We start from the raw sequence: 21351 nt of genomic DNA, 5'->3' as shown, positions 1-21351 counted from the left end.
TGAGGGTGTCAGGAAGAACGGTCGATCAGGGCATGCGCCACGGCGCCAGCGTCGCGCATCGGCACGAAGCCGGGGGTCTGAGCCACCCGCTTCAGCCAGCGCTCGACCTGCGGGAAGCCGCCGAGGTCGAAGCCGCCCTCCTCCGCCACGTGGGTGTAGGCGAACAGGGCGATGTCGGCGATGGTGTAGCACTCGCCGCCGAACCACGGCAGCCGGTGCAGGTGGCGCTCCATCGCGGCCAGCGCCTCCTCGCCCGAGGCCTTCAGCGCCGGCAGCGAGGCACGCCGGGGATGGTCGGCGGCGAGGTACTTGTGGATGAAGCGCGAGACCGCGATGCAGGGCTCGTGGCTGTACTGCTCGAAGAACATCCATTGCAGGGTCTTGGCACGCGTCCAGCGATCCGCGGGCAGCAGCTCGGAGCCCTCGGCCAGGTAATGCAGGATCGCGTTCGACTCGGCCAGGGTGCGGCCATCGCCGAGCTTCAGCACCGGCACCTTGCCGCGGTCGTTCATCGCCAGGAACTCCGGCGAGAGCTGCTCGCCGCGGGTGATGTCGATCTCTTCCCAAACATGGGCGATGCCGAGCTGCGCGCAGGCCAGCTGCAGCTTGTAGCAATTGCCCGAGCTGGACATGCCGTACAGCGTGATCATGCGAGGCGCGTCCGGTTGAGGGCCCACTCGGCGCGGGTCTGGCCCCAGACGTCGACGGCATGCACGTCCAGCGGCGGCGGCAGCGCGCCCGGGCCGCGGTTGCGCGAACCGAGGCGACGCGCGACCGCCTGCGACGCCGTGTTGGCCGGCGCGATCGAGTGGATCACCTCGTCCCAGCCCAGCACGTCGAAGGCGAAGTCCATCGCCGCGGCGCAGGCCTCGGTGGCGTAGCCCTGGCCGCGCGCATCCGGGTGGAAGGAATAGCCCACTTCGGTCCCGGGCCAGCCATCCGGCTGCCAGGGGCCGGCCTGGCCCAGCCATCGGCCGCTGGCTTTCTCGACCACCGCGAACATGGCGAACCCCTGCAGCATCCACGCGCCCGGCATCTGCAGGAAGCGCCGCCAGGCATCGTGCCGGGGCACCGGGCCGCCGATGTGCACCGACGACGGATCCGCCAGCATCGCGGCGAAGCGCTCGAAGTCACCCGCCTGCGGCACGCGCAGCAGGAGGCGTTCGGTCTCCAGGGTCGGCCCGACGTTCGTCATCCGCTCACCACCCTCACCCCATCCCTCTCCCGCCAGCGGGAGAGGGAGAAAAAGATCAGAACGCGTTGATGCCGGTCAGCTCGCGGCCGATCACCAGCTGGTGCACGGTCTCGGTGCCTTCGTAGGTGATCACGGATTCGAGGTTCAGCGCGTGGCGGATCGCCGCGTGCTCGGTGGTGATGCCGGCGCCGCCGAGCAGGTCGCGGCATTCGCGGGCGATGTCGATCGCCATCCGGCAGTTGTTCCACTTCGCCAGCGAGACCTGCTGCGGCTGCATCGTGCCCGCATCCTTCAACCGGCCGAGCTGCAGCGACAGCAACTGCGCCAGGGTGATGCGGCGGGCCATGTCGGCCATCTTGATCTGCGCGCTCTGGGTCGCCGCGACCGGGCGCCCGAACAGGATGCGCTCCTTGGTGTAGTCCACCGCCTCGGACAGGCAGGCGACGGCCGCGCCGATCGGGCCCCAGGTGATGCCGTAGCGGGCCTGGGTCAGGCAGCCCAGCGGCCCCTTCAGGCCCTTCACGTTCGGCAGGCGGCTGCTGTCCGGCACGCGCACGTTGTCGAAGAACAGCGCGCTGGTCACGGACGCGCGCAGCGACATCTTGTGCTTGATCTCCTGGGCGGTGAAGCCGGGCATGCCCTTCTCCAGCAGGAAGCCCTGGATGCCGTCCTCGGTCTGCGCCCAGACAATGGCGATGTCGGCCAGGTTGCCGTTGGTGATCCACATCTTGGAGCCGTTGATCACCCAGTCGTCGCCGTCGCGCTTCGCGTGGGTCTTCATGTTCGCGGGGTCGGAACCGCCATGCGGCTCGGTCAGGCCGAAGCAGCCGATCACCTTGCCCGCGGCCATGTCCGGCAGCCAGCGCATGCGCTGCTCCTCGGAACCGTAGGCGTAGATCGGGTACATGCACAGCGAGCTCTGCACCGACACGAAGCTGCGGATGCCGGAATCGCCGCGCTCCAGTTCCTGGCAGATCAGGCCGTAGCTCACGCCGTTGAGCCCGGCGCAGCCGTATTGCTCGGGCAGCGAGGAGCCCAGCAGGCCGAGTTCGGCGATTTCCGGGATCAGCTCGCGCGGGAAGCGCCCCTGGTCGAAGGCGTCGCCGATGATCGGGATCACGCGCTCGTCGGTGAAGCGGGCCACGGTGTCCTGCACCGCGCGCTCTTCTTCGCTCAGCAGGGAACGGACGTCGTACAGGTCGTAGGGATGCAGGGCCATGGCGGAAGCGGTTTCGGACGATCCGCCATTGTATTCGTGCAGGCCGCGCAAACGGTACGTGCGATCCGTAAAACAAAGGCCGGCGATCTGCCGGCCTTTGCGGGAAAGCCTTGCGTTTCGATGGTCAGCGGGAGACCGTGCCGTCCACCGCCGCCACCTGCGTCACGACCTGGCCATCGATGACCGGCAGGCGCGTGCCCGGCTTCTGGTCCATGCGGATGGTGCGGGTCTCGCCGTCGAAGCTGTAGCGCACGTCGTAGCCGACGGTGCGGGTGTCGTCGCCGAGGGCGATGCGCTTGCCCGGCTTCGCGTCGGTGCGCATGGTGCCGGTGCTGCCGTCCGGATTACGGTAGGTGACGTTCCAGGCCACGGTGCGCGACTGCGTGGAGGTGCGGTCGACGGTGCGGCAGCGGCGATCGGTGCGGCTCACCACCTGGCCCCCGACGTGGTTGCGGTCGACGCGGTTGCCGATCACGCCACCGGCGACAGCGCCAGCCACGGTCGCGGCCTTGCGGCCATCGCCGCCGCCGACCTGGTTGCCGACCAGCCCGCCGATCAGCGCACCGGCCACGGTGCCACCGACGTTGCCGTCGCGCTCGGGCATGCGTTGCTGCACCACCACGTCCTCGCAGACTTCCTGCGGGCTGCTGCTGGTGCTGGTTTCGCGGACCGGCTCGCTGCCGATCACGGTGGCGTACAAGGGCTCGCGCTCGGTGATCGGGGTGACGTCGAGGACGTCCGCGTATTCAAGGCGCCCCGAGGCCGGGATGGCGGCATCCAGCGGCAACGGCTCGCCGTTCGGGCCCAGGATGTCGGCGTTGGCGTTCAACGGGGCCGCGACAGGCGCCGGCTGGCTGTCGCCGCGGCTGTTCATGTAGCCGGCGGTGGCAACGCCGCCCACCAGCAGTGCGGCCAAGGCGATGACGAGGGTGTTCTGCTTCATGCGCGACTCCACGATGTCGTCTGCTTCGACGGGACGGTCCCTGTTCCGCGCCGATTCCAGCAGGCCAGGGCTGAATCGCGGTGAAGCACCCGCCATGACCGACGCTTGCCGTTCACGCGCGTGAACGCCATGTGCATGCTAGCGTTCCATCCATCCGATGCCGTCGATCCGCCATGGCCAATCCCCTGCTCGCCCCCGTCCTCGGCTTCCTCGGCAAACTGAGCTATCCGCGGCTGTTCACCCTGAGCGCGATCCTGTTCGCGATCGACCTGGTGGTCCCGGACTTCATCCCGTTCGCGGACGAGTTGCTGCTGGGCCTCGGCACCCTGCTGCTGGCCAACTGGAAGAAGCGCAAGTCGCCATTGCCCCCGCCGGGCGACCCCGCGCGCTGACGTGCGCCTGGTCGACAGCCACAGCCACTTCGACGCCGCGGAGTTCGACGCCGACCGCGCCGCCGCGCATGCCCGCGCGGTCGCCGCGGGCGTGGTCGCGCAAATCGTCCCGGCGGTCGACGCCGCGGGTTGGCCCAAGCTGCGCCAGACCTGCGCCGGCCTCCCCGGCCTGTGGCCCGCGTACGGCCTGCATCCGATGTACCTGGACGCGCACCGCCCGGAACACCTGCCGGCATTGCGCGCGTGGATCGAGCGCGAACGCCCGCTGGCGGTCGGCGAATGCGGGCTGGACTATTTCGTCGAAGGCCTCGACGCCGAGGCGCAGTCGTTCTACTTCGACAGCCAGCTTCGCCTTGCCCGCGAATTCGACCTGCCGGTGATCGTGCACGCCCGCCGCGCGGTCGATGCCGTGATCGCCGCGATCCGCCGCATCGGCGGACTGCGCGGAGTGGTCCACAGCTTCTCCGGGAGCGCCGAGCAGGCGGCGCAGCTGCACCGGCTCGGCTTCCTGCTCGGGATCGGCGGGCCGGTGACCTATGCGCGCGCCAACCGCCTGCGCGGGATCGTGGCCGGCATGCCGCTGGAGCAGTTGCTGCTGGAAACCGACAGCCCCGACCAGCCGGGCGCCGCGCATCGCGGCCAACGCAACGAGCCGGCGCACCTGCTGGAAGTGCTCGACGCCATCGCCACGTTGCGCAAGGAGCCGCGGGACGACATTGCCGCCGCGACCCGCGACAACGCGGTGCGCCTGTTCAACCTGCCCGCTTCGGCTTGAGCAGCAGCTCGATCGCCTTGCCCACCGCCGCGAACGCGAAGGCCCCGGTGACATGGGTCGCCGCGCCCAAGCCGGCGCCACAGTCCAGCTTCAGCGCCTCGTCCTTGCCCAATTGCGGACGGATGCCGCAGACGCTGCCATCGGCCTGCGGGTAGCGCACGTTCTCCAACGAGTACACCGCCGGCACGCCGAAGTAGCGGTCGTGGTTCTTGGGGAAATTGAACTCGCCGCGCAGCTTCTTGCGGATCAGCGAGAGCATCGCATCGTGCTCGGTGCGGGAGAGGTCGCGCACCCGGATCTGGGTGACGTCGCTGCGCCCGCCGGCAGAGCCCACGGTGATGATCGGCTGCTTGCGGCGGCGGCAGTACGCGATCGCCTCGACCTTGCTGCGGAAGCTGTCGCAGGCATCCAGCACCAGGTCGCCGGGGACATCGAGCAACTCGCCGAGGTTGGCCGGGGTGAGGAACTGTGGGCGGAGGTCGAGCACGATGCGCGGGTTGATCGCACGGCAGCGCTCGGCCATCGCCTCGATCTTGGCGCGTCCGTACTGCCCATCCAGCGCGGGCAGCTGGCGATTGGTGTTGGACACGCACAGGTCGTCGGCATCGACGAGGGTCAGCTTGCCGATGCCGCTGCGGGCCAGTGCCTCGACCGCCCAGGAACCCACCCCGCCCACCCCGACCACGGTGACGTGGCAGGCCCCCAGGCGCGCCAGCGCACCCGCCCCGTACAGGCGGTCGATGCCGCCGAACCGATTCCGCGCCTGCTCTGCCATGGCGCCCAGTTTAAGCGGCGCAAGCGCGTGGTATCGTCCCGGGCAATCCATCGCAGCAGGAGCCGCCATGTCCTCCGTCGACCCGAACCGCCGCCCCTCGAATGCCGGCCGCTACCTGTTCCTGCTGATCCTGGGCCTGGTGCTCGGGGTGGTCGCCACGGTCATGGCGATGCGAGCGCTGGAGCAGCGCAAGGACCATTTCCCCGAGGCGCTGATGCACGTCCAGCAATGGCACATGGGCCAGCTCAAGGGCGACATGGAGCAGAACCGCTGCAACGCCACCGACGTCCTGCCGCATTTGCAGGCACTGCGCCTCTCGGCGAACGACCTCGAGGCCGCCTTCCCCGACCTCCGCGACGATGCACGCTTCAAGACCGCCGCATCGGCGATGCGTGCCGCGGCCGACAAGGCGGTGGCCAACCCGCCGCTGACCTGCGAAGGCGTGGGCGCCGCGATGAAGTCGCTGGGCGAGTCCTGCAAGGCCTGCCACCAGGACTTCCGCAGCTGAGCCGCATGCCGCCGCGACTGCCGCTGGACATGCTCGATCGCCACCCGCCGCGCGCGCGATGACCGCCGAGTGGCTCCTGTACCTGCTCGCGGGCCTGCTCGTGCTGGCCGGCCTGGCGGGCACCGTGTTGCCTGCGCTGCCCGGCGTGCCCCTGGTCTTCGCCGGCCTCCTGGTCGCCGCATGGACGGATGGATTCGAACGGGTGTCGTGGGGGTGGCTGGCGCTGCTGGGCGTACTGACCCTGTCGTCGATCGTCGTGGACCTCTGGGCGGGCGCGGCCGGCGCGAAACGCGTGGGCGCAAGCCGGCTGGCGGTCGTCGGGGCGACCGTGGGCACGCTGGGCGGACTCTTCCTCGGGCCGCTCGGCTTGCTCGCGGGTCCATTCCTGGGCGCGCTCGGCGGCGAGCTCCTGCATCGGCGCAGCATCGAGGCCAGGCACATGGGCGATGCCGCCAAGATCGGCTTCGGCACCTGGCTCGGCCTGCTGCTGGGCGCCGTGCTGAAGCTGGCGCTGGCGTTCGCGATGCTGGGCCTGTTCGGACTGGCGTGGTGGCTGTGAGGCTCGGCTTCACGCCACGCTGAACGGGCTCCGCCCACAGTGCGGCCTGCCTTCCCGGGACCGACCCCGATGCCCGCACGCTGGAGCCGCAAGCGCATGGCTTGGACGATCGTCATCACCATCCTGGCGACGCTGCTGGTCGTCGCCCTCGCCGCCAATTTCAAGACGCCGGAGAAATCGCTCGAACGGAAGATCGAGCATCGCTACGCGACCGACGACCCGCAGTTCCGCCGCGAGATGGGGGTCATGCTCGGCCCCGGCATCATCCACGGCAACGTGGTGACCGACCTCGAGAACGGCGACGAGATCTTCCCGGCGATGCTCGCGGCGATCCGCGGCGCCCAGCGCACCATCACCTTCGAGACGTACATCTACTGGTCCGGCGACATCGGCACCCAGTTCGCCGACGCCCTCGCCGAGCGCGCGCGCGCCGGGGTCAAGGTCCATGTGATGCTGGACTGGGCCGGCAGCATCAAGATGGAGGACGACCTGCTCGAGCGCATGCGCGGCGCCGGCGTCGACATCCAGCAGTACCGGCCGCTCAAGTGGTACAACGTCGGCCGCCTCAACAACCGCACCCATCGCAAGCTGCTGGTGGTCGACGGCACGGTGGCCTTCACCGGCGGCGTCGGCATCGCCGACCAGTGGGAAGGCCATGCGCAGGACGCCGACCACTGGCGCGACCTGCACTTCCGCATCGAGGGCCCGGTGGTGGCGCAGGTGCAGGCCGCCTTCAACGACAACTGGATCAAGACCACCGGCGTGGTCCTCAACGGCCCGGACTATTTCCCCGCGGTGCAGCCCGCCGGCGACATGGATGCGCACATGTTCATCGCCTCGCCGGCCGGCGGCAGCGAGAGCATGCACCTGATGTACCTGATGGCGATCGCCGCGGCCGAGCGCTCGATCGACCTGGAGGCCGCGTACTTCGTCCCCGATGCCCTGATCATCAAGGCCCTGCAGGCGGCCCGGCACCGCGGCGTGCGCGTGCGCGTCATCGTCCCCGGCAAGCACATCGATTCGGAAACCTTGCGCCTGGCCTCGAAGGCGCACTGGGGCGAACTCCTGCTGGCGGGCGTCGAGATCTACGAATACCAGCCCACGATGATGCACAACAAGCTGCTGGTGGTGGACGGACTGCTGACCTCGGTGGGCTCCACCAACTTCGACGTGCGCAGCTTCCGGCTCAACGACGAGGCCAGCCTCAATGTCTACGATGCCGCCTTCGCCGCGCGCATGACGGAGGTGTTCGAGGCCGACCTCAAGCCGACGGTGCGCTACACCCACGCCATGTGGCAGCAGCGCCCGCTGAAGGAAAAGCTGTTCGAGAAGTTCGTGCTGCCGCTCAAGTCGCAGCTGTAGCCCGCCACGGCGGGCTGCCGCCTCAGTCGCCGTAGACCAGCCAGCGACGCGCCTCGGTTTCGTCGGAGAACACGCGGATCGCCATCCCGCGCTCGCGGCACAGGATCTCGCCGAACTCGTTGCCCGCAATGTCGTCGCGCAATTCGACGAAGGCCGTGCGGATGCGGGCGAAGCCGGCCTCCTCCATGGCCTGGGCCAGGCGCTCCAGCTCGCCGGTCTCGACGGTCGCCGCGAGGTCCTCGACCACCAGCAGGCGATCGACGCCCTGCGACGCGCATTCCGCCCCCAGCATCCGCCACATCGCGATCGACACGTCGATCGAGTCGACGCCATCGAAGACATGGGCCCGGAGGTAGCCCGGGCCTGGCAGGTACTGGATGCGGAAGCCCGGGCCGTCGACGGTCCGGGCCGCGGTCACGCGACCACCACCGGGATCTTGCCGATCCGCGCCTGCCATTCCTTCGGCCCGGTCTGGTGCACCGAGGTGCCCTGCGCGTCGACCGCCACGGTCACCGGCATGTCGCGGACCTCGAATTCGTAGATCGCCTCCATGCCGAGGTCGGCGAACCCGACCACGCGCGCGGCCTTGATCGCCTTCGACACCAGGTAGGCCGCGCCGCCCACCGCCATCAGGTAGGCGGACTGGTGCTTGCGGATCGCCTCGATCGCCGCCGGGCCGCGCTCGGCCTTGCCGACCATGCCCATCAGCCCGGTCTGCGCCAGCACCTGCTCGGTGAACTTGTCCATGCGCGTGGCGGTGGTCGGGCCGGCCGGGCCGACGACCTCGTCGCGCACCGGGTCGACCGGGCCGACGTAGTAGATGAACTTGCCGCGCAGGTCGACCGGCAACGCCTCGCCCCTGTCGAGCATCTCGACCATGCGCTTGTGCGCGGCGTCGCGGCCCGTGAGCAGCTTGCCATTCAGCAGCAGCACCTCGCCCGGCTTCCACGACGCGACGTCTTCCCGGGTCACCGTGTCCAGATCGACGCGACGCCCCTTGGACGCGTCATAGGTGAGCTGCGGCCAGTCCTCCAGCGAGGGCGGGTCGAGCATCACCGGCCCGCTGCCGTCGAGGGTGAAGTGCGCATGCCGGGTGGCCGCGCAGTTCGGGATCATCGCGACCGGCAGGTTCGCGGCGTGGGTGGGATAGTCCTTGACCTTGACGTCGAGCACGGTGGCCAGGCCGCCCAGGCCCTGTGCGCCGATGCCGAGCGCGTTGACCTTTTCGTACAGCTCCAGCCGCAGCTCCTCGGCGCGGTTGGACGGGCCGCGGGCCTGCAGCTCGGTGATGTCGATCGGCTCCATCAGCGCTTCCTTGGCCAGCAGCATGGCCTTCTCAGCGGTGCCGCCGATGCCGATGCCAAGCATGCCCGGCGGGCACCAGCCGGCGCCCATGGTCGGCACCGTCTTCAGCACCCAGTCGACGATGGAGTCGGAGGGATTGAGCATCGCGAACTTCGACTTGGCCTCGCTGCCGCCACCCTTCGCCGCGACGATCACGTCGACCTTCGCGCCCGGCACGATCTTCACGTTGACCACCGCCGGGGTGTTGTCGCGGGTGTTGCTGCGCTTGCCGGCGGGATCGGCCAGCACGCTGGCGCGCAGCCGGTTGTCAGGATGGTTGTATGCGCGGCGCACGCCCTCGTTGACGGCGTCCTCCAGCGAACCGGTGAAACCCGCCCAGCGCACGTCCATGCCGACTTCGAGGAACACGGTGACGATGCCGGTGTCCTGGCAGATCGGCCGGTGGCCTTCCGCGCACATCCGCGAGTTGATCAGGATCTGCGCGATGGCATCGCGCGCGGCCGGCGATTGCTCGCGCTCGTAGGCGGCGGCGAGGCTCTTGATGTAATCGACCGGGTGGTAGTAGCTGATGTACTGCAAGGCGTCGGCGATCGACTGGACCAGGTCGTCCTGGCGGATCGGCGCGGGCGCGGCGGAATCGGGGGACATGCGCATCCGGGTGGGCGGGGGGATGCCGCCATTTTACGCCGGTTCGCCGTTTCACCCCGGCCTCGTCCCGAACCGGGCACACTGGCCGGATGCCGCCACCGCTCCCCGCCCAGCAGCTCAATTTCCGCCAGCGCCTCGGGGCGATGCGCAACATCCCGCCCTTCCTCCGCGGCATCTGGGAGACCAGCCGCCCGCTCACGCTGGCCACCATCGGCCTGCGCCTGGTTCGCGCCTTCCTGCCGATCGCGACCCTGTACGTCGGCAAGCTCATCATCGACGAGGCCCTGCGGCTGGTCGGCGCGGGCGTGGCCGGCGACGTCGCCGAGGCCTGGCAGCGCGGCCAGCTCGACCACCTGATGGTCCTGCTGGGGCTGGAATTCGGCCTGGCGATCGGCTCCGACTTGCTGGGGCGGATGACCAGCTATGTGGACACGCTGCTGTCGGAGCGCTTCACCAACGCCACCAGCATCCGCCTGATGGAGCACGCGGCTGAGCTGGACCTCGAGGATTTCGAGGATGCCGACCTGCAGGACAAGCTGGATCGCGCGCGGCGCCAGACCATGGGCCGGATGAGCCTGATGGGCCAGCTGTTCGGCCAGGCCCAGGACGCCATCACCGTGCTCAGCTTCGCCGCCGGCCTGCTCGCCTATGCGCCTTGGCTGATGGTGCTGCTGGCGGTGGCGCTGGTACCCGCCTTCATCGGCGAATCCCACTTCAACGCGTTGAATTACTCGCTGAATTTCCAGTGGACGCCGGAACGCCGCCAGCTGGAATACCTGCGGCAGATGGGCGCGAGCGTCGAGACCGCGAAAGAGGTCAAGATCTTCAACCTCAACCGCTTCTTCATCGAACGGTTCCGCACGCTCTCCGACAAGTTCTACCAGGCGAACCGGCGCTTGGCCGCGCGCCGCGCGGCCTGGGGCACCGTGCTGGCGGCGCTGGGCACGCTGGGCTACTACGTGGCCTACGCCTACATCGCCTGGCGCACCGTGCGCGGCGACTTCAGCATCGGCGACCTGACCTTCCTCGCCGGCAGCTTCCGCCGCCTGCGCCAGTTGCTGGAGAGCCTGCTGACCGGGTTCTCGCAGGTCGCCGGGCAGGCCCTGTACCTCGACGACCTGTATTCCTTCTTCGAGATCGAACCGGAGATCCGCAGCAAGCCGGGGGCGCTGCCGGTGCCGGCGCCGATCCGCCGCGGCTTCGTGTTCGAGGGCGTCGGCTTCCGCTACGAGGGCAGCGAGCGCTGGGCGCTGCGCGGGCTGAGCTTCGAGCTGCATGCCGGCGAGGTGCTGGCCCTGGTCGGCGAGAACGGCGCCGGCAAGACCACGCTGGTGAAGCTGCTCGCCCGCCTGTACGACCCCGACGAAGGCCGCATCCTGCTGGACGGGCGTGACCTGCGCGACTACGACCTCGACGACCTGCGCGCCAACATCGGGGTAATCTTCCAGGACTTCGTGCGCTACCACCTGACCGCGGCGGAGAACATCGGCGTGGGCCAGATCGACGCGATGGGCGACCGCGCGCGGATCGAACGCTCCGCGCGCAAGGGCATGGCCGACGAGGTCGTCGCCGGCCTGCCGCGGGGCTACGACCAGGTGATCGGCCGCCGCTTCAAGGACGGCGTGGACCTGTCCGGCGGGCAGTGGCAGAAGATCGCGATCGCCCGCGCCTACATGCGCGATGCGCAGGTGATGATCCTCGACGAGCCCACCGCGGCGCTCGACGCACGCAGCGAGTACGAGGTGTTCGAGCGCTTCAAGGAATTGTCGGACAACAAGACCGCTGTGCTGATCAGCCACCGCTTCAGCAGCGTGCGCATGGCCGACCGCATCCTGGTCCTCGCCGACGGCAAGGTCGAAGCCAGCGGGACTCACGCCGAATTGATGGCGCAGGGCGGACGCTACGCCGAGTTGTTCGAGCTGCAGGCCGCGGGGTACCGTTGAGCGCACATCCACGCCTTGGGAGGGGAAGTCGATGAACGCAGCGCCGAAGTGGTTCATGCCGGTGGCCGTGCTGGCCGTGTTGTGGAACCTGATGGGATGCATCGCCTTCGCCGGCGACCTGATGCTCACCGCGGACGACGTGGCCCGCCTGCCGCCCGAGCAGCAGGCGATGTACGCGGCCCGCCCGGCCTGGGCGGTGCTTGCGACCGGCGCGGCGGTGGTCGGCGGCTTGCTGGGCAGCCTCGGCCTGGCCTTGCGCAAGCGTTGGGCGCGGCCGCTGCTGGTGGTGTCGCTGGTCGGCCTGGTCGCGCAGGACATCGGCATGTTCGGGCTTACCGATGCCGTGCGCAGCGCCGGACCCGCGCCGCTGATCATGCAGGGGCTGGTGCTGGTGATCGCGATCGGGCTGGTGCTGTTGGCGCGCAAGGCCGTGCATCGCGGCTGGATCGCCTGATGCGGGCCGGGCTGCGCTGGCTCGGCCTTGTCATCCTCGCGCTGGCGCTGGATGCCTGCGCGAAGACGGAGGCACCGATCGCCGGCGTGCCCGCGCCCGCCAGCCCGCCAGCCGCGAGCGTGGCCACCGCGACTGCCCCCGGGGTGCGGGTGATCGCCACCGGACTTGCCCACCCGTGGGCGGTGGCGATCCTGCCCGGCGATGCCGGCTTCCTGGTCACCGAGCGCCCCGGGCGCCTGCGCCGCATCGCGCCGAACGGCACGGTCTCGGCACCGCTGGCCGGCGTGCCCGCGGTGTTCGCGCAGGGTCAGGGCGGGTTGCTGGACGTGGTCCTCGACCCGGGCTTCGCCGACAACCGCCGGATCTGGCTCAGCTTCGCGGAACCCGGGGAAGACGGCACCGCCGGCACCGCGGTGGCCACCGCTACGCTTGGTGAGGACGCGCTCAACGATGTCCACGTGCTCTACCGCCAGGTGCCCAAGCTGGCCGGCGGCGCGCACTTCGGGTCGCGGATCGCGTTCGATGGCAAGGGCCATGTCTTCATCAGCCAGGGCGAGCGCAACCAGAAGGCGATGGCGCAGGACCTGGACGTGCTGCAAGGCAAGCTGGTGCGCCTCAATCTCGACGGCACGATGCCGGCGGACAACCCGTGGGCCGGCGCGCCCGGGGTGCGCAGGGTGGTCTGGAGCTACGGCCACCGCAACATGCAGGGGCTGGCGGTCGACCCGCGCAGCGGCCGCCTGTGGCAAAGCGAACACGGCCCGCGCGGCGGCGATGAGCTGAACCTCCCCGAGCCAGGCAAGAACTACGGCTGGCCGGTGATCAGCAACGGCATGGACTACGCCACCGGCCGCCCCTATCCGGAGACACGCGGTCGCGAAGCCCCCGGCATGGAGCAGCCTTACCACGCCTGGGAACAGTCGCCGGGACTGTCCGGCATGGCGTTCCTGACCGGCCACCCCGGCAGTCCCTGGAACGACAGCCTGTTCCTCGGCGCACTCGCCCAGCAGGCGCTGATCCGCCTGCAACTCGATGGCGACCGCATCGTCGGCGAGGAACGGCTGCTGGCCGACCGCGGCGAGCGCATCCGCGACGTGCGGGTGGCCCCGGATGGCACCGTGTACGTGCTGACCGATGCCGACAATGGCCGCCTGCTCGCGCTGATCCCGCCCACTGGCGGCTGATACCCCCGGTCGTTTGCGCGGAATCAAACGCGAGGCCGCCGCGCCGCGTAAAATGCGCGCCGACACCGCTGCAATCCCCTGCGCATGGCCTCCCCATACGGCACCGAAACGGTGCTCGACGTCCGCCACTGGACGGACGCGTACTTCAGCTTCACCACCAGCCGCGACGACGGCTTCCGCTTCGACAACGGCCAGTTCGTGATGATCGGGCTGGAGGTCGAGGGCAAGCCGCTGATGCGCGCGTACTCGATCGCCAGCGCGAACTGGGAAGAGGAACTCGAGTTCTTCAGCATCAAGGTGCAGGACGGCCCGCTGACCTCGCGCCTGCAGCACATCAAGCCCGGCGACACGATCCTGATCGGCCGCAAGCCGACCGGCACCCTGCTCATCTCGGACCTGCACCCCGGCCGCAACCTATACCTGCTGTCCACTGGCACCGGCCTGGCGCCGTGGCTGGCGGTGATCAAGGACCCGGCGACCTACGAACGCTTCGAGAAGGTGATCGTGGTGCACGGCGTGCGCGGCGAGCCCGACCTCGCCTACCGCGACTACATCAGCCGCGGCCTGCAGTGCCACGAGTACCTCGGCGAGGACGTGCGCAAGAAGCTCCTGTACTACCCGGCGGTCAGCCGCGAGGACTTCTTCTGGCACGGGCGCCTGCAGCGCGGGCGGGTCACCGACCTGCTGGACGGCGGCCGGGTGGCCGCGGACCTCGGCCTGCCGCCGCTGGACCCCGCGCACGACCGCGCCATGATCTGCGGCAGCCCGCAGATGCTCGCGGACTTCCGCGCGATCCTCGACCGCCGCGGCTTCACCGCCTCGCCGCGGATCGGCACCGCCGGCGAATACGTGTTCGAGCGCGCCTTCGTCGAGAAGTGAGGCCGGTGGCCGCGGCTCAGCGCATGCCGTGGCGCAGCCAGAGCCGGGCCGCGCGCTCGTCGCCGAACACGCGCACGTCGTAGCCGCGCTCGCGCGCCAGGATCTCGCCGACCTCGACCTGCGCGATCTGGTTGGCGTGGCCCTCCACGTAGGCCACGCGGATGCCCTCGAAGCCCATCCCCACCATCGCGTGGACGAAAAGCTCGAGTTGCTCCGGCGGCGGTGGCTCGCCCTCCATGTCGTCGACCACCAGCAACGCGGCGGGGGCCACGCGGCGCACCTCGCCGGCCAACGCCATCCAGTAATCCAGCGTGGTTTCGAGGGTGCCGTTGACCCCGGTCACGTGCGCGCGCAGCAGCCCGCCGTCGCGCTGGTACTCGATGCGGAACGGGGGATCGGGCGCGTGCATCTCAGGCCGCCAGCGCCGCCTCGATGTCGCGGGCCAAGGATTCCGGCTTGTCGGTCGGGGCATAGCGCTTGATCACGCGGCCATCGCGGCCGACCAGGAACTTCGTGAAGTTCCACTTGATCGCGTCGAAGCCGAGCAGCCCGCCCTTCTCGTCCTTCAACCACTGCCACAACGGATGGGCATTGGCGCCGTTCACCTCGACCTTGGCGAACATCGGGAAGCTGACGTCGTAGGTCAGCGAACAGAAATTGCGGATCTCGTCGGCATCGCCCGGCTCCTGGTGGCCGAACTGATCGCAGGGAAAACCGAGCACCACCAGTCCGCGCGGGCCGTAGTCGCGCCACAGCTGCTCCAGCCCGGCGTACTGCGGGGTGAAGCCGCACTTGCTGGCCACGTTCACCACCAGCAGGACCTTGCCGCGGTAGTCCGACAGCGGCTGCGGCGAGCCGTCGAGGGCGGCGGCATCGAAATCGTAGGCGGTCTTGGCCATGGGCGTCCTGCGGATTGGGGGATGGACGATTCTCGCCCGGATCGATGCCGCGTGCCTGCCCCGGCGAACGCCCCCGGATCCGCACGCCGGCCATGCCCTTCGTCACGCGCCCGCTCCGGCGGCCTGAGCTACCCTTGCGGTTTGCCCAGCCCACGCCGACGAGGCTTACATGAACCAACCGATCGCCGCCGCCCTGGCCCTCGCCATCGCCACCGCGCTGGCCGGCTGCGCCACCTCCCCCACCCCGGCCACCAAGACGGAGGCCCCGATGCCCGCCACCGCCTACAGCGGCGTGTTCGCCACCCCGAGCACGCTGGACCTGAACTACCCGCGCTTCGACCAGATCAAGGACAGCGACTTCGCCCCGGCGTTCGATGCCGGCATGGCCGAACAGCTGCGCGAGATCGACGCGATCGCCAACAATCCCGAGCCCCCGACCTTCCAGAACACCATCGTGGCGATGGAGAAGAGCGGGCAACTGCTGGACCGCGCCAGCAACGTGTTCTTCAACCTGGTCGGCACCGACAAGAACGACGCCCGCGACAAGCTGCAATCCGACTACGCGCCGAAGTTCTCCGCCCACCGCGACGCGATCACCCTCAACCCGAAGCTGTTCGCGCGGATCAAGGCGCTGCACGACGCCCGCGCGACCCTGGGGCTGGACGCGGTCGACCAGCGCCTGCTGGAACGCCGCTACGAGGACTTCGTGCGCGGCGGCGCGGCGCTCACCGATGCGCAGAAGGCGCGCATCCGCGAGATCAATACCGAGATGTCCAAGCTCGGCACCCTGTTCAGCCAGAACGTGCTGGCGGAGGTGAACGACTCGGCGGTGGTCGTGGACGACCGCGCGCAGCTCAAGGGCATGAGCGAGGAGCAGATCGCCGCCGCCGCGGAGGCCGCCAAGGCCCGCGGCCTGGCCGGCAAGTACGTGATCGCCCTGCTCAACACCACCGGCCAGCCGGCCGAGGCCCAGCTCGAGGATCGCAGCCTGCGCGAACGCCTGCACAAGGCCTCGGTCGCGCGCGGCAGCCGCGGCAACCAGTGGGACAACACCGCGATCGTGTCGCAGGTGCTGAAGCTGCGCGCCGAGCGCGCACGCATGCTCGGCTACGACACCTCCGCGAACTTCGTCCTCGCCGACGAAACCGCCGCCAACCAGGACAACGTCAACCGCATGTTGCGTGCGCTGGCGCCGAAGGCGGTCGGCAACGCGCGCCGCGAGGGCGCCGAGCTGCAGGCGATGATCGACGCCGAGCAGAAGGCCAAGGGCCAGCCCGGCTTCCAGCTGGCGCCTTGGGACTGGGCCTACTACAGCGAGAAGGTCCGCGCCGCCAAGTTCAGCTTCGACGAATCGCAGCTCAAGCCCTACTTCGAGATGCGCAACGTGCTGGAGAACGGCGTGTTCCATGCCGCGACCCAGCTGTACGGCATCACCTTCAAGGAACGCACCGACCTGCCGAAGTACCACCCGGACACCTGGATCTACGACGTGTTCGACAAGGACGGCAGCCGCCTCGCCATCTTCATCTGGGACCCGTACGCGCGCGCGTCCAAGCGCGGCGGGGCGTGGATGAACACCTACGTGGCGCAGTCCGGCCTGACCGGCGAGAAGCCGGTGGTGGCCAACCACCTCAACATCCCCAAGCCGTCGGAAGGCAAGCCCACGCTGATGACCTGGGACGAGGTGACCACCGCGTTCCACGAGTTCGGGCATGCGCTCCACGGCTTCTTCCAGGACGTGCGCTACCCGTACTACTCGATGAACGTGCCGCGCGACTTCGTCGAGTACCCCTCGCAGGTCAACGAGATGTGGGCCGACTGGCCGAGCGTGCTGGCGAACTACGCCAAGCATTACCAGACCGGCGCGCCGATGCCGAAGGCGCTGCTGGACAAGGTGATCGCCGCGTCTAAGTTCAACCAGGGCTTCGCGACCACCGAATACCTGGCCGCGGCGATGCTGGACCAGCGCTGGCACCAGCTGCCACTGGAGCAGATCCCCGACAAGGGCGGCGTGATGCCGTTCGAGGCCGAGGCGCTGCGCCTCGACGGCTTCGACTACGCGCCGGTGCCGCCGCGCTACAAGACGCCCTACTTCAGCCACATCATGGGCGGCTACGCGGCCGGCTACTACGCCTACATCTGGTCCGAGGTCCTCGGCGCCAACACCGAGCAGTGGATCCGCCAGCACGGCGGGCTCACCCTCGCCAACGGCGACCGCCTGCGCAAGTACGTGCTGGCGCCTGGCGGCGAGATCGAAGCTGGCAAGCTGTTCCCGAACTTCGCCGGCTACGAGGCCAGGATCGAGCCGCTGCTGGAAAAGCGCGGGCTCAGCACGAAGTAAGCGCGCCGCGCCCCGATGCGAAAACGCCGCCCTCGGGCGGCGTTTTCGTTGCTGCGGTCACAAGCCGTGGTGCCGCTCGATGGTCGCCTGGTCGAGGCGCAGGAAGCGCGCGGCGTTGTCGTAGAGGATGTCGCGCTTCTGCTGTTCGCTCAGGAACGGCGCCTGCCGGATCACCTCGATCGAGCGACCGATGGTCTCCGGCCACACCATGTTGTCGGAACCGAACATCACCCGCTTGCCGAAGCCGGCGTCGACGATCGCCTGCAGGTAGCGGTAGAACGCCGGCCGCGGCTGCGTGTACACGATCACGCCGACGTCCACGTACACCTGCGGGTGCGTGTACAGCACCGCCAGCAGGTCGTCGATCATCGGGTAGCCGGCATGCATCAGGTAGACCCGCAGCTTCGGGTGCCTGGCCAGCACCTCCTCGATCACCAGCGCGCTGTGCAGGCGCGCCCGGTAGTCCTTCAGCGGCGGCGCGAGGTAGGGCGTGCCCGGAGGACCGGTGCCGATGTGGATGCCGACCGGCAAGTCCAGGTCCTCGGCCATCTGCCAGAAGGGTTCAAGCCGGGGATCCGTCGGCGCGATGCCCTGGTACTGGGGCGCGATTTCCGCGAGCACGACGAGGTCGCCGCGGTCCTTCATCGCCTTGGCACGCGCCACCGCGGCGGCATCCACGTGCAGGATGTCGATGCCATCGCCCAGTCCGGGCAGGATCCGGTCCGGCGCCGCCTTGCGCCACGTGGCGATGTCTTGGTCGCTGTCGCCGCTGAGGACGCCGATGACGTCGTGTTTCTCGAGTTCTGCCAGCGTGCGCCGGCGCATCTCGTCGACCGTTTCCGGCGACCACACCGGGTCCTTGCAGGCGGGGCGCTTGAAGAGGCCCATGAACACGTCGGCATACGCCCCCTGGCCGGGATCCCACGCCGGGAACTCGGCGATCGGCGTGCACATGGCCAACGGTGGCGGCCCCTGGGCATCCGGGGCGAGCACATGCAGGTGCATGTCGAGGATGGGTTGGCGCTTGGCGACGGGCGCTTGGGCGGTGGCGAGGGGACTCGCGGCGAGCAGGCAGAGCAGCAACAGGCGCAGGAGCATGGGACCAACCTTGGTGGCGTTGCCATAGCGTACGCAGAAAGCAGGCCGGGGGTGCCAGCTCGGCCGACCGCTGGCGCGACGCGGGATCAGGCGTCGCGGGACTGCCTCTGCAGGACTTCGTCCAGCCCGCGGAGGTCGTCGAGCCAATGGCGATAGGCTTCCTCGTGCAGGTGCGGCGGCTGCCGCAGGATCCAGGCCGGATGCACCGTCGCCAGCGCCCAGGTGCCGTCGTGCAGGCGCTCCCAGGCGCCGCGGCGCTCCATCAGGCGGAAGCCCGCGCCGAACACGGCAAGCGCGGCGGTGGCGCCGAGGCAGACGATCGCCTGCGGCCGCACCCGCTCGATCTCGGCGGCCAGCCAGCTGCGGCAGGCCTGCACATGCGAAGGCTCCGGGTTGCGGTGCAGGCGCAGCTTGCCGCGCCGCTCGAAGCGGAAATGCTTCACCGCATTCGTCAGGTACAGCTGCGCGCGGTCGATGCCCAGTTCGGCCAGCGCGCGATCGAGCAGCTTGCCCGCCGGTCCGACGAAGGGACGCCCGGACAGGTCTTCCATGTCGCCGGGCTGCTCGCCGAGCACCAGCACGCGCGCATCCACCGGCCCCTCGCCGAACACGGCCTGCGTCGCCGGTTCCCACAGCGGGCACGCCCGGCATCCCTGCGCGGCCCTGCGTAAGGCGGCCAACGACGGGTTGCGCGAGGTGTCGGTCGCCGGTGGCTGCACCGCTGGCACGGGGATGCGACGCCGCGGCGCGACAGGCGCGCGTTCGGCCATGGCGCGCACGCGGGCACCGGCCCCCTGGATGAGCGTCGGCAGCAACTGCGCCTCGGGGAGGTGCCTCCAGTAACGACTGGGCATCTCCTGCCGCATCATCCGGGGATTGAGCCGCGCCGGGTTGAAGATGTGCGCGTAGTAAGTGCGCCACAGGTCTTCGCCGGCGTCCTCCGCGGGTGCGTCGCCGGGCGCGCCGCCGGGGCCGAAGCGCAGCACCTCGCCATCCCACAGCGCGCTCGCCTCGGGCGTGAGGATCGCCCAGCGCATGCCGGCGAACCGCCGCGCGAAGAACGGCGCGACCCGCTCGAGGATGTGATGCGCCGGTTCGAACCAGGCGATGAAGCGGTCGCGCTCGCCGGGCACCTCGCGGAAGCGCACGAAGGCCTTCATCTTGTGGCTGTCGCGGCGCACGTCCTGCGCCCATTGCATGGCCTGGCGCACGTCGGCGTCGGTCGGCACCGAGAGCAGGTGGCGCTCGCCGTTCGCCAATCGCCACAGCAGGCGGTAGAGCAGCGCATGTCGCGCCGGATCGCGGTGGCACAGCACGCACCCGGCCAACCCCACGAACGCGGCGGGCACCCGCGGCGCTTCGCGCACGGCGGGCGCGGCCTGGACGTCCGGCGCCGCCAGCAACCCGCCCTGCCCGCCTGCCTGCCAGTCCAGGTGCTCCGGCGCGATATCGGCGCGCAGCGCCGCGCGCGCGACGTCGCGGAAGGCGTCGAACGACCAGCCCGGCGCCACCGCCGCAGACCACCTCATCGCCACCCAATCATCCGAACAGGTCGGCCTGGCGCGGCTTCGGCGCGAGTTGCGCGCGCAATGCGCCCGGATCGTCGAGGCGCTGCCGCGGGTGGTGGTCGAGGGTCGCGATGAAGGGCAGCAGCTTCGCCATCGGCGCACGCAGGCGGGCCAGGTCGGCCAGCCGCAGGCGTGCATGCCGACGGGCCATCAGCACGCGCTTGACGTTGCGCACGCCCAGCCCCGGCACCCGCAACAAGGCTTCCTTGGGCGCGGTATTGAGGTCCACCGGGAATGCCTGCGGATGCCGCAGCGCCCAGGCCAGCTTGGGGTCGATGTCGAGGTCCAGCATGCCGCTGGCCGCGTCGGGCGCGATCTCCTCCACCTGGAATGCGTAGAAGCGCAACAGCCAGTCGGCCTGGTACAGCCGATGCTCGCGCTGCAGCGGCGGCGCGACCGGCGGCAATGCCTTGGACGCGTCCGGGATCGGACTGAAGGCGGAGTAATAGACCCGGCGCATGCGGTAGTCGCCGTACAGGCGATCCGACGCGAGCAGGATGTCGCGGTCGTTGGCCCCGTCCGCGCCGACGATCATTTGCGTGCTCTGGCCGGCGGGCGCGAAGCGCGGCGGGCGCGCCTTGCGAATGGGCGTGGCGATGCCGGCACTCGACGGCTTGCGCGCCTCCTTCGCCTCCTCGATGCGCCAGCGCAGCTGGCCCATCGCGCTGCGGATGCCGGCCTGCGACTTCTCCGGGGCGAACCGCTTCAGTCCGCCCTCGGTCGGCAGTTCCACATTGATCGACAGCCGGTCGGCGTATCGCCCAGCGGCCGCCAGCAGTTCGGGTGAGGCGTCCGGGATGGTCTTAAGGTGGATGTAGCCGGCGAAGGCGTGGTCTTCGCGCAGGCTGCGCGCGACCTCCACCAGCTGCTCCATCGTGTAGTCGCCGTTGCGGATGATCCCGCTGGACAGGAACAGGCCCTCGATGTAGTTGCGCTTGTAGAAATCGAGGGTGAGCCGCACCACCTCCTCGGTCGCGAAGCGCGCGCGCGGCACGTTGCTCGAGACGCGGTTGACGCAGTACGCGCAGTCGAACACGCAGAAGTTGGTGAGCAGGATCTTCAGCAACGACACGCAGCGGCCATCGGGCGTGTAGCTGTGGCAGATGCCCATGCCCTCGGTGCTGCCGATGCCGCCGGACTTGCTGGAATTGCGCTTGTTGGCGCCGCTGGACGCGCAGGAAGCGTCGTACTTGGCGGCGTCGGCCAGGATGGCCAGCTTGGTGCGGATGTCCACCCCCGCATTGTCCGGCCCGCGCATCGCAACGGGTGAGACCAGGGGCCGCGAACCTGTGCTGCCACGGCCG

General features: G+C 69.7%; 22 protein-coding genes. 10 read left to right on the top strand and 12 right to left on the bottom strand.

Going from position 1 to position 21351, the window contains the following annotated elements; genetic code table 11:
- Positions 1-8: 8 nt before the first annotated feature.
- The 4 genes from ON759_RS01155 to ON759_RS01140 form a co-directional block, all read right to left on the bottom strand.
- A complete protein-coding gene (locus ON759_RS01155; RefSeq protein ID WP_271678521.1) occupies positions 9-650 on the bottom strand; it encodes a glutathione S-transferase family protein in 642 nt (213 codons plus the stop codon).
- Positions 647-1195, bottom strand: a complete 549-nt coding sequence (locus tag ON759_RS01150; RefSeq protein ID WP_271678520.1) for a GNAT family N-acetyltransferase — start codon at positions 1193-1195, stop codon at positions 647-649. Before ON759_RS01150 ends, ON759_RS01155 begins: the two co-directional genes overlap by 4 nt.
- 55 nt (positions 1196-1250) lie before the next feature.
- On the bottom strand, positions 1251-2414 hold the full coding sequence (locus tag ON759_RS01145) for an acyl-CoA dehydrogenase family protein (RefSeq protein WP_271678519.1): 1164 nt from the start codon (positions 2412-2414) through the stop codon (positions 1251-1253).
- 124 nt (positions 2415-2538) lie between these two features.
- Entirely contained in the window at positions 2539-3357 is an 819-nt protein-coding gene (locus ON759_RS01140; protein WP_271678518.1) for a glycine zipper 2TM domain-containing protein, read from the bottom strand.
- Between the two features lie 173 nt (positions 3358-3530).
- On the opposite strand from ON759_RS01140, the gene ON759_RS01135 reads away from it, so the two are divergent.
- Both ON759_RS01135 and ON759_RS01130 read left to right on the top strand, forming a co-directional pair.
- A complete protein-coding gene (locus ON759_RS01135) occupies positions 3531-3749 on the top strand; it encodes a DUF6116 family protein (RefSeq protein ID WP_271678517.1) in 219 nt (72 codons plus the stop codon).
- A 7-nt stretch (positions 3750-3756) separates the two neighbouring features.
- Positions 3757-4524 carry a TatD family hydrolase gene (locus ON759_RS01130; protein ID WP_284698492.1) on the top strand — a complete coding sequence of 256 codons (768 nt, stop codon included), beginning with the start codon at positions 3757-3759 and terminating at the stop codon, positions 4522-4524.
- Here ON759_RS01130 and ON759_RS01125 read toward each other — a convergent pair.
- Positions 4502-5299, bottom strand: a complete 798-nt coding sequence (locus ON759_RS01125) for a tRNA threonylcarbamoyladenosine dehydratase (protein WP_271678515.1) — start codon at positions 5297-5299, stop codon at positions 4502-4504. The genes ON759_RS01130 and ON759_RS01125 overlap by 23 nt on opposite strands.
- Before the next feature lie 67 nt (positions 5300-5366).
- Here ON759_RS01125 and ON759_RS01120 point away from each other — a divergent pair, with 67 nt between their 5' ends.
- The 3 genes from ON759_RS01120 to ON759_RS01110 all read left to right on the top strand — a co-directional run bounded on the left by ON759_RS01120 (position 5367) and on the right by ON759_RS01110 (position 7728).
- Complete coding sequence (locus tag ON759_RS01120) at positions 5367-5807, top strand: cytochrome c (RefSeq protein ID WP_271678514.1); 441 nt, start codon at positions 5367-5369, stop codon at positions 5805-5807.
- 58 nt (positions 5808-5865) lie between these two features.
- Positions 5866-6366 carry a DUF456 domain-containing protein gene (locus tag ON759_RS01115; protein ID WP_271678513.1) on the top strand — a complete coding sequence of 167 codons (501 nt, stop codon included), beginning with the start codon at positions 5866-5868 and terminating at the stop codon, positions 6364-6366.
- A 96-nt stretch (positions 6367-6462) separates the two neighbouring features.
- The gene (locus ON759_RS01110) at positions 6463-7728 is read left to right on the top strand and encodes a phospholipase D-like domain-containing protein (RefSeq protein WP_271679002.1); all 1266 of its coding nucleotides are present in this window, start codon (positions 6463-6465) and stop codon (positions 7726-7728) included.
- Between the two features lie 22 nt (positions 7729-7750).
- Here ON759_RS01110 and ON759_RS01105 read toward each other — a convergent pair whose 3' ends face one another.
- Both ON759_RS01105 and ON759_RS01100 read right to left on the bottom strand, forming a co-directional pair.
- Positions 7751-8146 (bottom strand): hypothetical protein, encoded by a 396-nt coding sequence (locus ON759_RS01105; protein ID WP_271678512.1) that lies wholly within the window; start codon positions 8144-8146, stop codon positions 7751-7753.
- On the bottom strand, positions 8143-9681 hold the full coding sequence (locus ON759_RS01100) for a fumarate hydratase (protein WP_271678511.1): 1539 nt from the start codon (positions 9679-9681) through the stop codon (positions 8143-8145). Before ON759_RS01100 ends, ON759_RS01105 begins: the two co-directional genes overlap by 4 nt.
- An 89-nt stretch (positions 9682-9770) precedes the next feature.
- Here ON759_RS01100 and ON759_RS01095 point away from each other — a divergent pair, with 89 nt between their 5' ends.
- From ON759_RS01095 to ON759_RS01080, 4 genes are all read left to right on the top strand, one after another.
- On the top strand, positions 9771-11624 hold the full coding sequence (locus tag ON759_RS01095; RefSeq protein WP_271678510.1) for an ABC transporter ATP-binding protein: 1854 nt from the start codon (positions 9771-9773) through the stop codon (positions 11622-11624).
- A gap of 31 nt (positions 11625-11655) precedes the next feature.
- On the top strand, positions 11656-12078 hold the full coding sequence (locus ON759_RS01090) for a hypothetical protein (protein ID WP_271678509.1): 423 nt from the start codon (positions 11656-11658) through the stop codon (positions 12076-12078).
- The gene (locus ON759_RS01085) at positions 12078-13262 is read left to right on the top strand and encodes a PQQ-dependent sugar dehydrogenase (protein ID WP_271678508.1); all 1185 of its coding nucleotides are present in this window, start codon (positions 12078-12080) and stop codon (positions 13260-13262) included. The genes ON759_RS01090 and ON759_RS01085 overlap by 1 nt, the downstream gene beginning before the upstream one ends.
- Positions 13263-13346: 84 nt before the next feature.
- Positions 13347-14141, top strand: coding sequence for a ferredoxin--NADP reductase (locus ON759_RS01080; RefSeq protein ID WP_271678507.1), 795 nt, complete (start codon positions 13347-13349; stop codon positions 14139-14141).
- Positions 14142-14157: 16 nt separating this feature from the next.
- Here ON759_RS01080 and ON759_RS01075 read toward each other — a convergent pair whose 3' ends face one another.
- The gene (locus ON759_RS01075) at positions 14158-14550 is read right to left on the bottom strand and encodes a hypothetical protein (RefSeq protein WP_271678506.1); all 393 of its coding nucleotides are present in this window, start codon (positions 14548-14550) and stop codon (positions 14158-14160) included.
- A 1-nt stretch (position 14551) separates the two neighbouring features.
- A complete protein-coding gene (locus ON759_RS01070) occupies positions 14552-15040 on the bottom strand; it encodes a glutathione peroxidase (protein WP_271678505.1) in 489 nt (162 codons plus the stop codon).
- A gap of 181 nt (positions 15041-15221) precedes the next feature.
- On the opposite strand from ON759_RS01070, the gene ON759_RS01065 reads away from it, so the two are divergent.
- On the top strand, positions 15222-17381 hold the full coding sequence (locus ON759_RS01065) for a M3 family metallopeptidase (protein ID WP_425608436.1): 2160 nt from the start codon (positions 15222-15224) through the stop codon (positions 17379-17381).
- 57 nt (positions 17382-17438) lie between these two features.
- On the opposite strand, the gene ON759_RS01060 is transcribed toward ON759_RS01065, so the two are convergent.
- From ON759_RS01060 to ON759_RS01050, 3 genes are all read right to left on the bottom strand, one after another.
- The gene (locus ON759_RS01060) at positions 17439-18479 is read right to left on the bottom strand and encodes an amidohydrolase family protein (protein ID WP_271678503.1); all 1041 of its coding nucleotides are present in this window, start codon (positions 18477-18479) and stop codon (positions 17439-17441) included.
- Positions 18480-18565: 86 nt separating this feature from the next.
- On the bottom strand, positions 18566-20008 hold the full coding sequence (locus ON759_RS01055; RefSeq protein ID WP_271678502.1) for a UdgX family uracil-DNA binding protein: 1443 nt from the start codon (positions 20006-20008) through the stop codon (positions 18566-18568).
- Positions 20009-20018: 10 nt separating this feature from the next.
- Positions 20019-21281, bottom strand: a complete 1263-nt coding sequence (locus ON759_RS01050) for a putative DNA modification/repair radical SAM protein (protein ID WP_271678501.1) — start codon at positions 21279-21281, stop codon at positions 20019-20021.
- Positions 21282-21351: the final 70 nt, after the last annotated feature.

Origin of the sequence: Thermomonas mangrovi, from assembly GCF_028201335.1 — a bacterium.
Classification (GTDB): domain Bacteria; phylum Pseudomonadota; class Gammaproteobacteria; order Xanthomonadales; family Xanthomonadaceae; genus Thermomonas; species Thermomonas mangrovi.
The sequence above is the reverse complement of the archived record's forward strand: the minus strand, read 5'-3'. Positions and strand labels throughout refer to the sequence as shown.

Coding starts and splice junctions, on each gene's coding strand:
- ON759_RS01055 (WP_271678502.1), bottom strand. CDS start 20,008: ATGAGGTGGTCTGCGGCGGTGGCGCCGGGCTGGTCGTTCGACGCCTTC.
- ON759_RS01080 (WP_271678507.1), top strand. CDS start 13,347: ATGGCCTCCCCATACGGCACCGAAACGGTGCTCGACGTCCGCCACTGG.
- ON759_RS01060 (WP_271678503.1), bottom strand. CDS start 18,479: ATGCTCCTGCGCCTGTTGCTGCTCTGCCTGCTCGCCGCGAGTCCCCTC.
- ON759_RS01125 (WP_271678515.1), bottom strand. CDS start 5,299: ATGGCAGAGCAGGCGCGGAATCGGTTCGGCGGCATCGACCGCCTGTAC.
- ON759_RS01095 (WP_271678510.1), top strand. CDS start 9,771: ATGCCGCCACCGCTCCCCGCCCAGCAGCTCAATTTCCGCCAGCGCCTC.
- ON759_RS01070 (WP_271678505.1), bottom strand. CDS start 15,040: ATGGCCAAGACCGCCTACGATTTCGATGCCGCCGCCCTCGACGGCTCG.
- ON759_RS01110 (WP_271679002.1), top strand. CDS start 6,463: ATGGCTTGGACGATCGTCATCACCATCCTGGCGACGCTGCTGGTCGTC.
- ON759_RS01140 (WP_271678518.1), bottom strand. CDS start 3,357: ATGAAGCAGAACACCCTCGTCATCGCCTTGGCCGCACTGCTGGTGGGC.
- ON759_RS01075 (WP_271678506.1), bottom strand. CDS start 14,550: ATGCACGCGCCCGATCCCCCGTTCCGCATCGAGTACCAGCGCGACGGC.
- ON759_RS01100 (WP_271678511.1), bottom strand. CDS start 9,681: ATGTCCCCCGATTCCGCCGCGCCCGCGCCGATCCGCCAGGACGACCTG.
- ON759_RS01115 (WP_271678513.1), top strand. CDS start 5,866: ATGACCGCCGAGTGGCTCCTGTACCTGCTCGCGGGCCTGCTCGTGCTG.
- ON759_RS01155 (WP_271678521.1), bottom strand. CDS start 650: ATGATCACGCTGTACGGCATGTCCAGCTCGGGCAATTGCTACAAGCTG.
- ON759_RS01145 (WP_271678519.1), bottom strand. CDS start 2,414: ATGGCCCTGCATCCCTACGACCTGTACGACGTCCGTTCCCTGCTGAGC.
- ON759_RS01085 (WP_271678508.1), top strand. CDS start 12,078: ATGCGGGCCGGGCTGCGCTGGCTCGGCCTTGTCATCCTCGCGCTGGCG.
- ON759_RS01150 (WP_271678520.1), bottom strand. CDS start 1,195: ATGACGAACGTCGGGCCGACCCTGGAGACCGAACGCCTCCTGCTGCGC.
- ON759_RS01120 (WP_271678514.1), top strand. CDS start 5,367: ATGTCCTCCGTCGACCCGAACCGCCGCCCCTCGAATGCCGGCCGCTAC.
- ON759_RS01090 (WP_271678509.1), top strand. CDS start 11,656: ATGAACGCAGCGCCGAAGTGGTTCATGCCGGTGGCCGTGCTGGCCGTG.
- ON759_RS01135 (WP_271678517.1), top strand. CDS start 3,531: ATGGCCAATCCCCTGCTCGCCCCCGTCCTCGGCTTCCTCGGCAAACTG.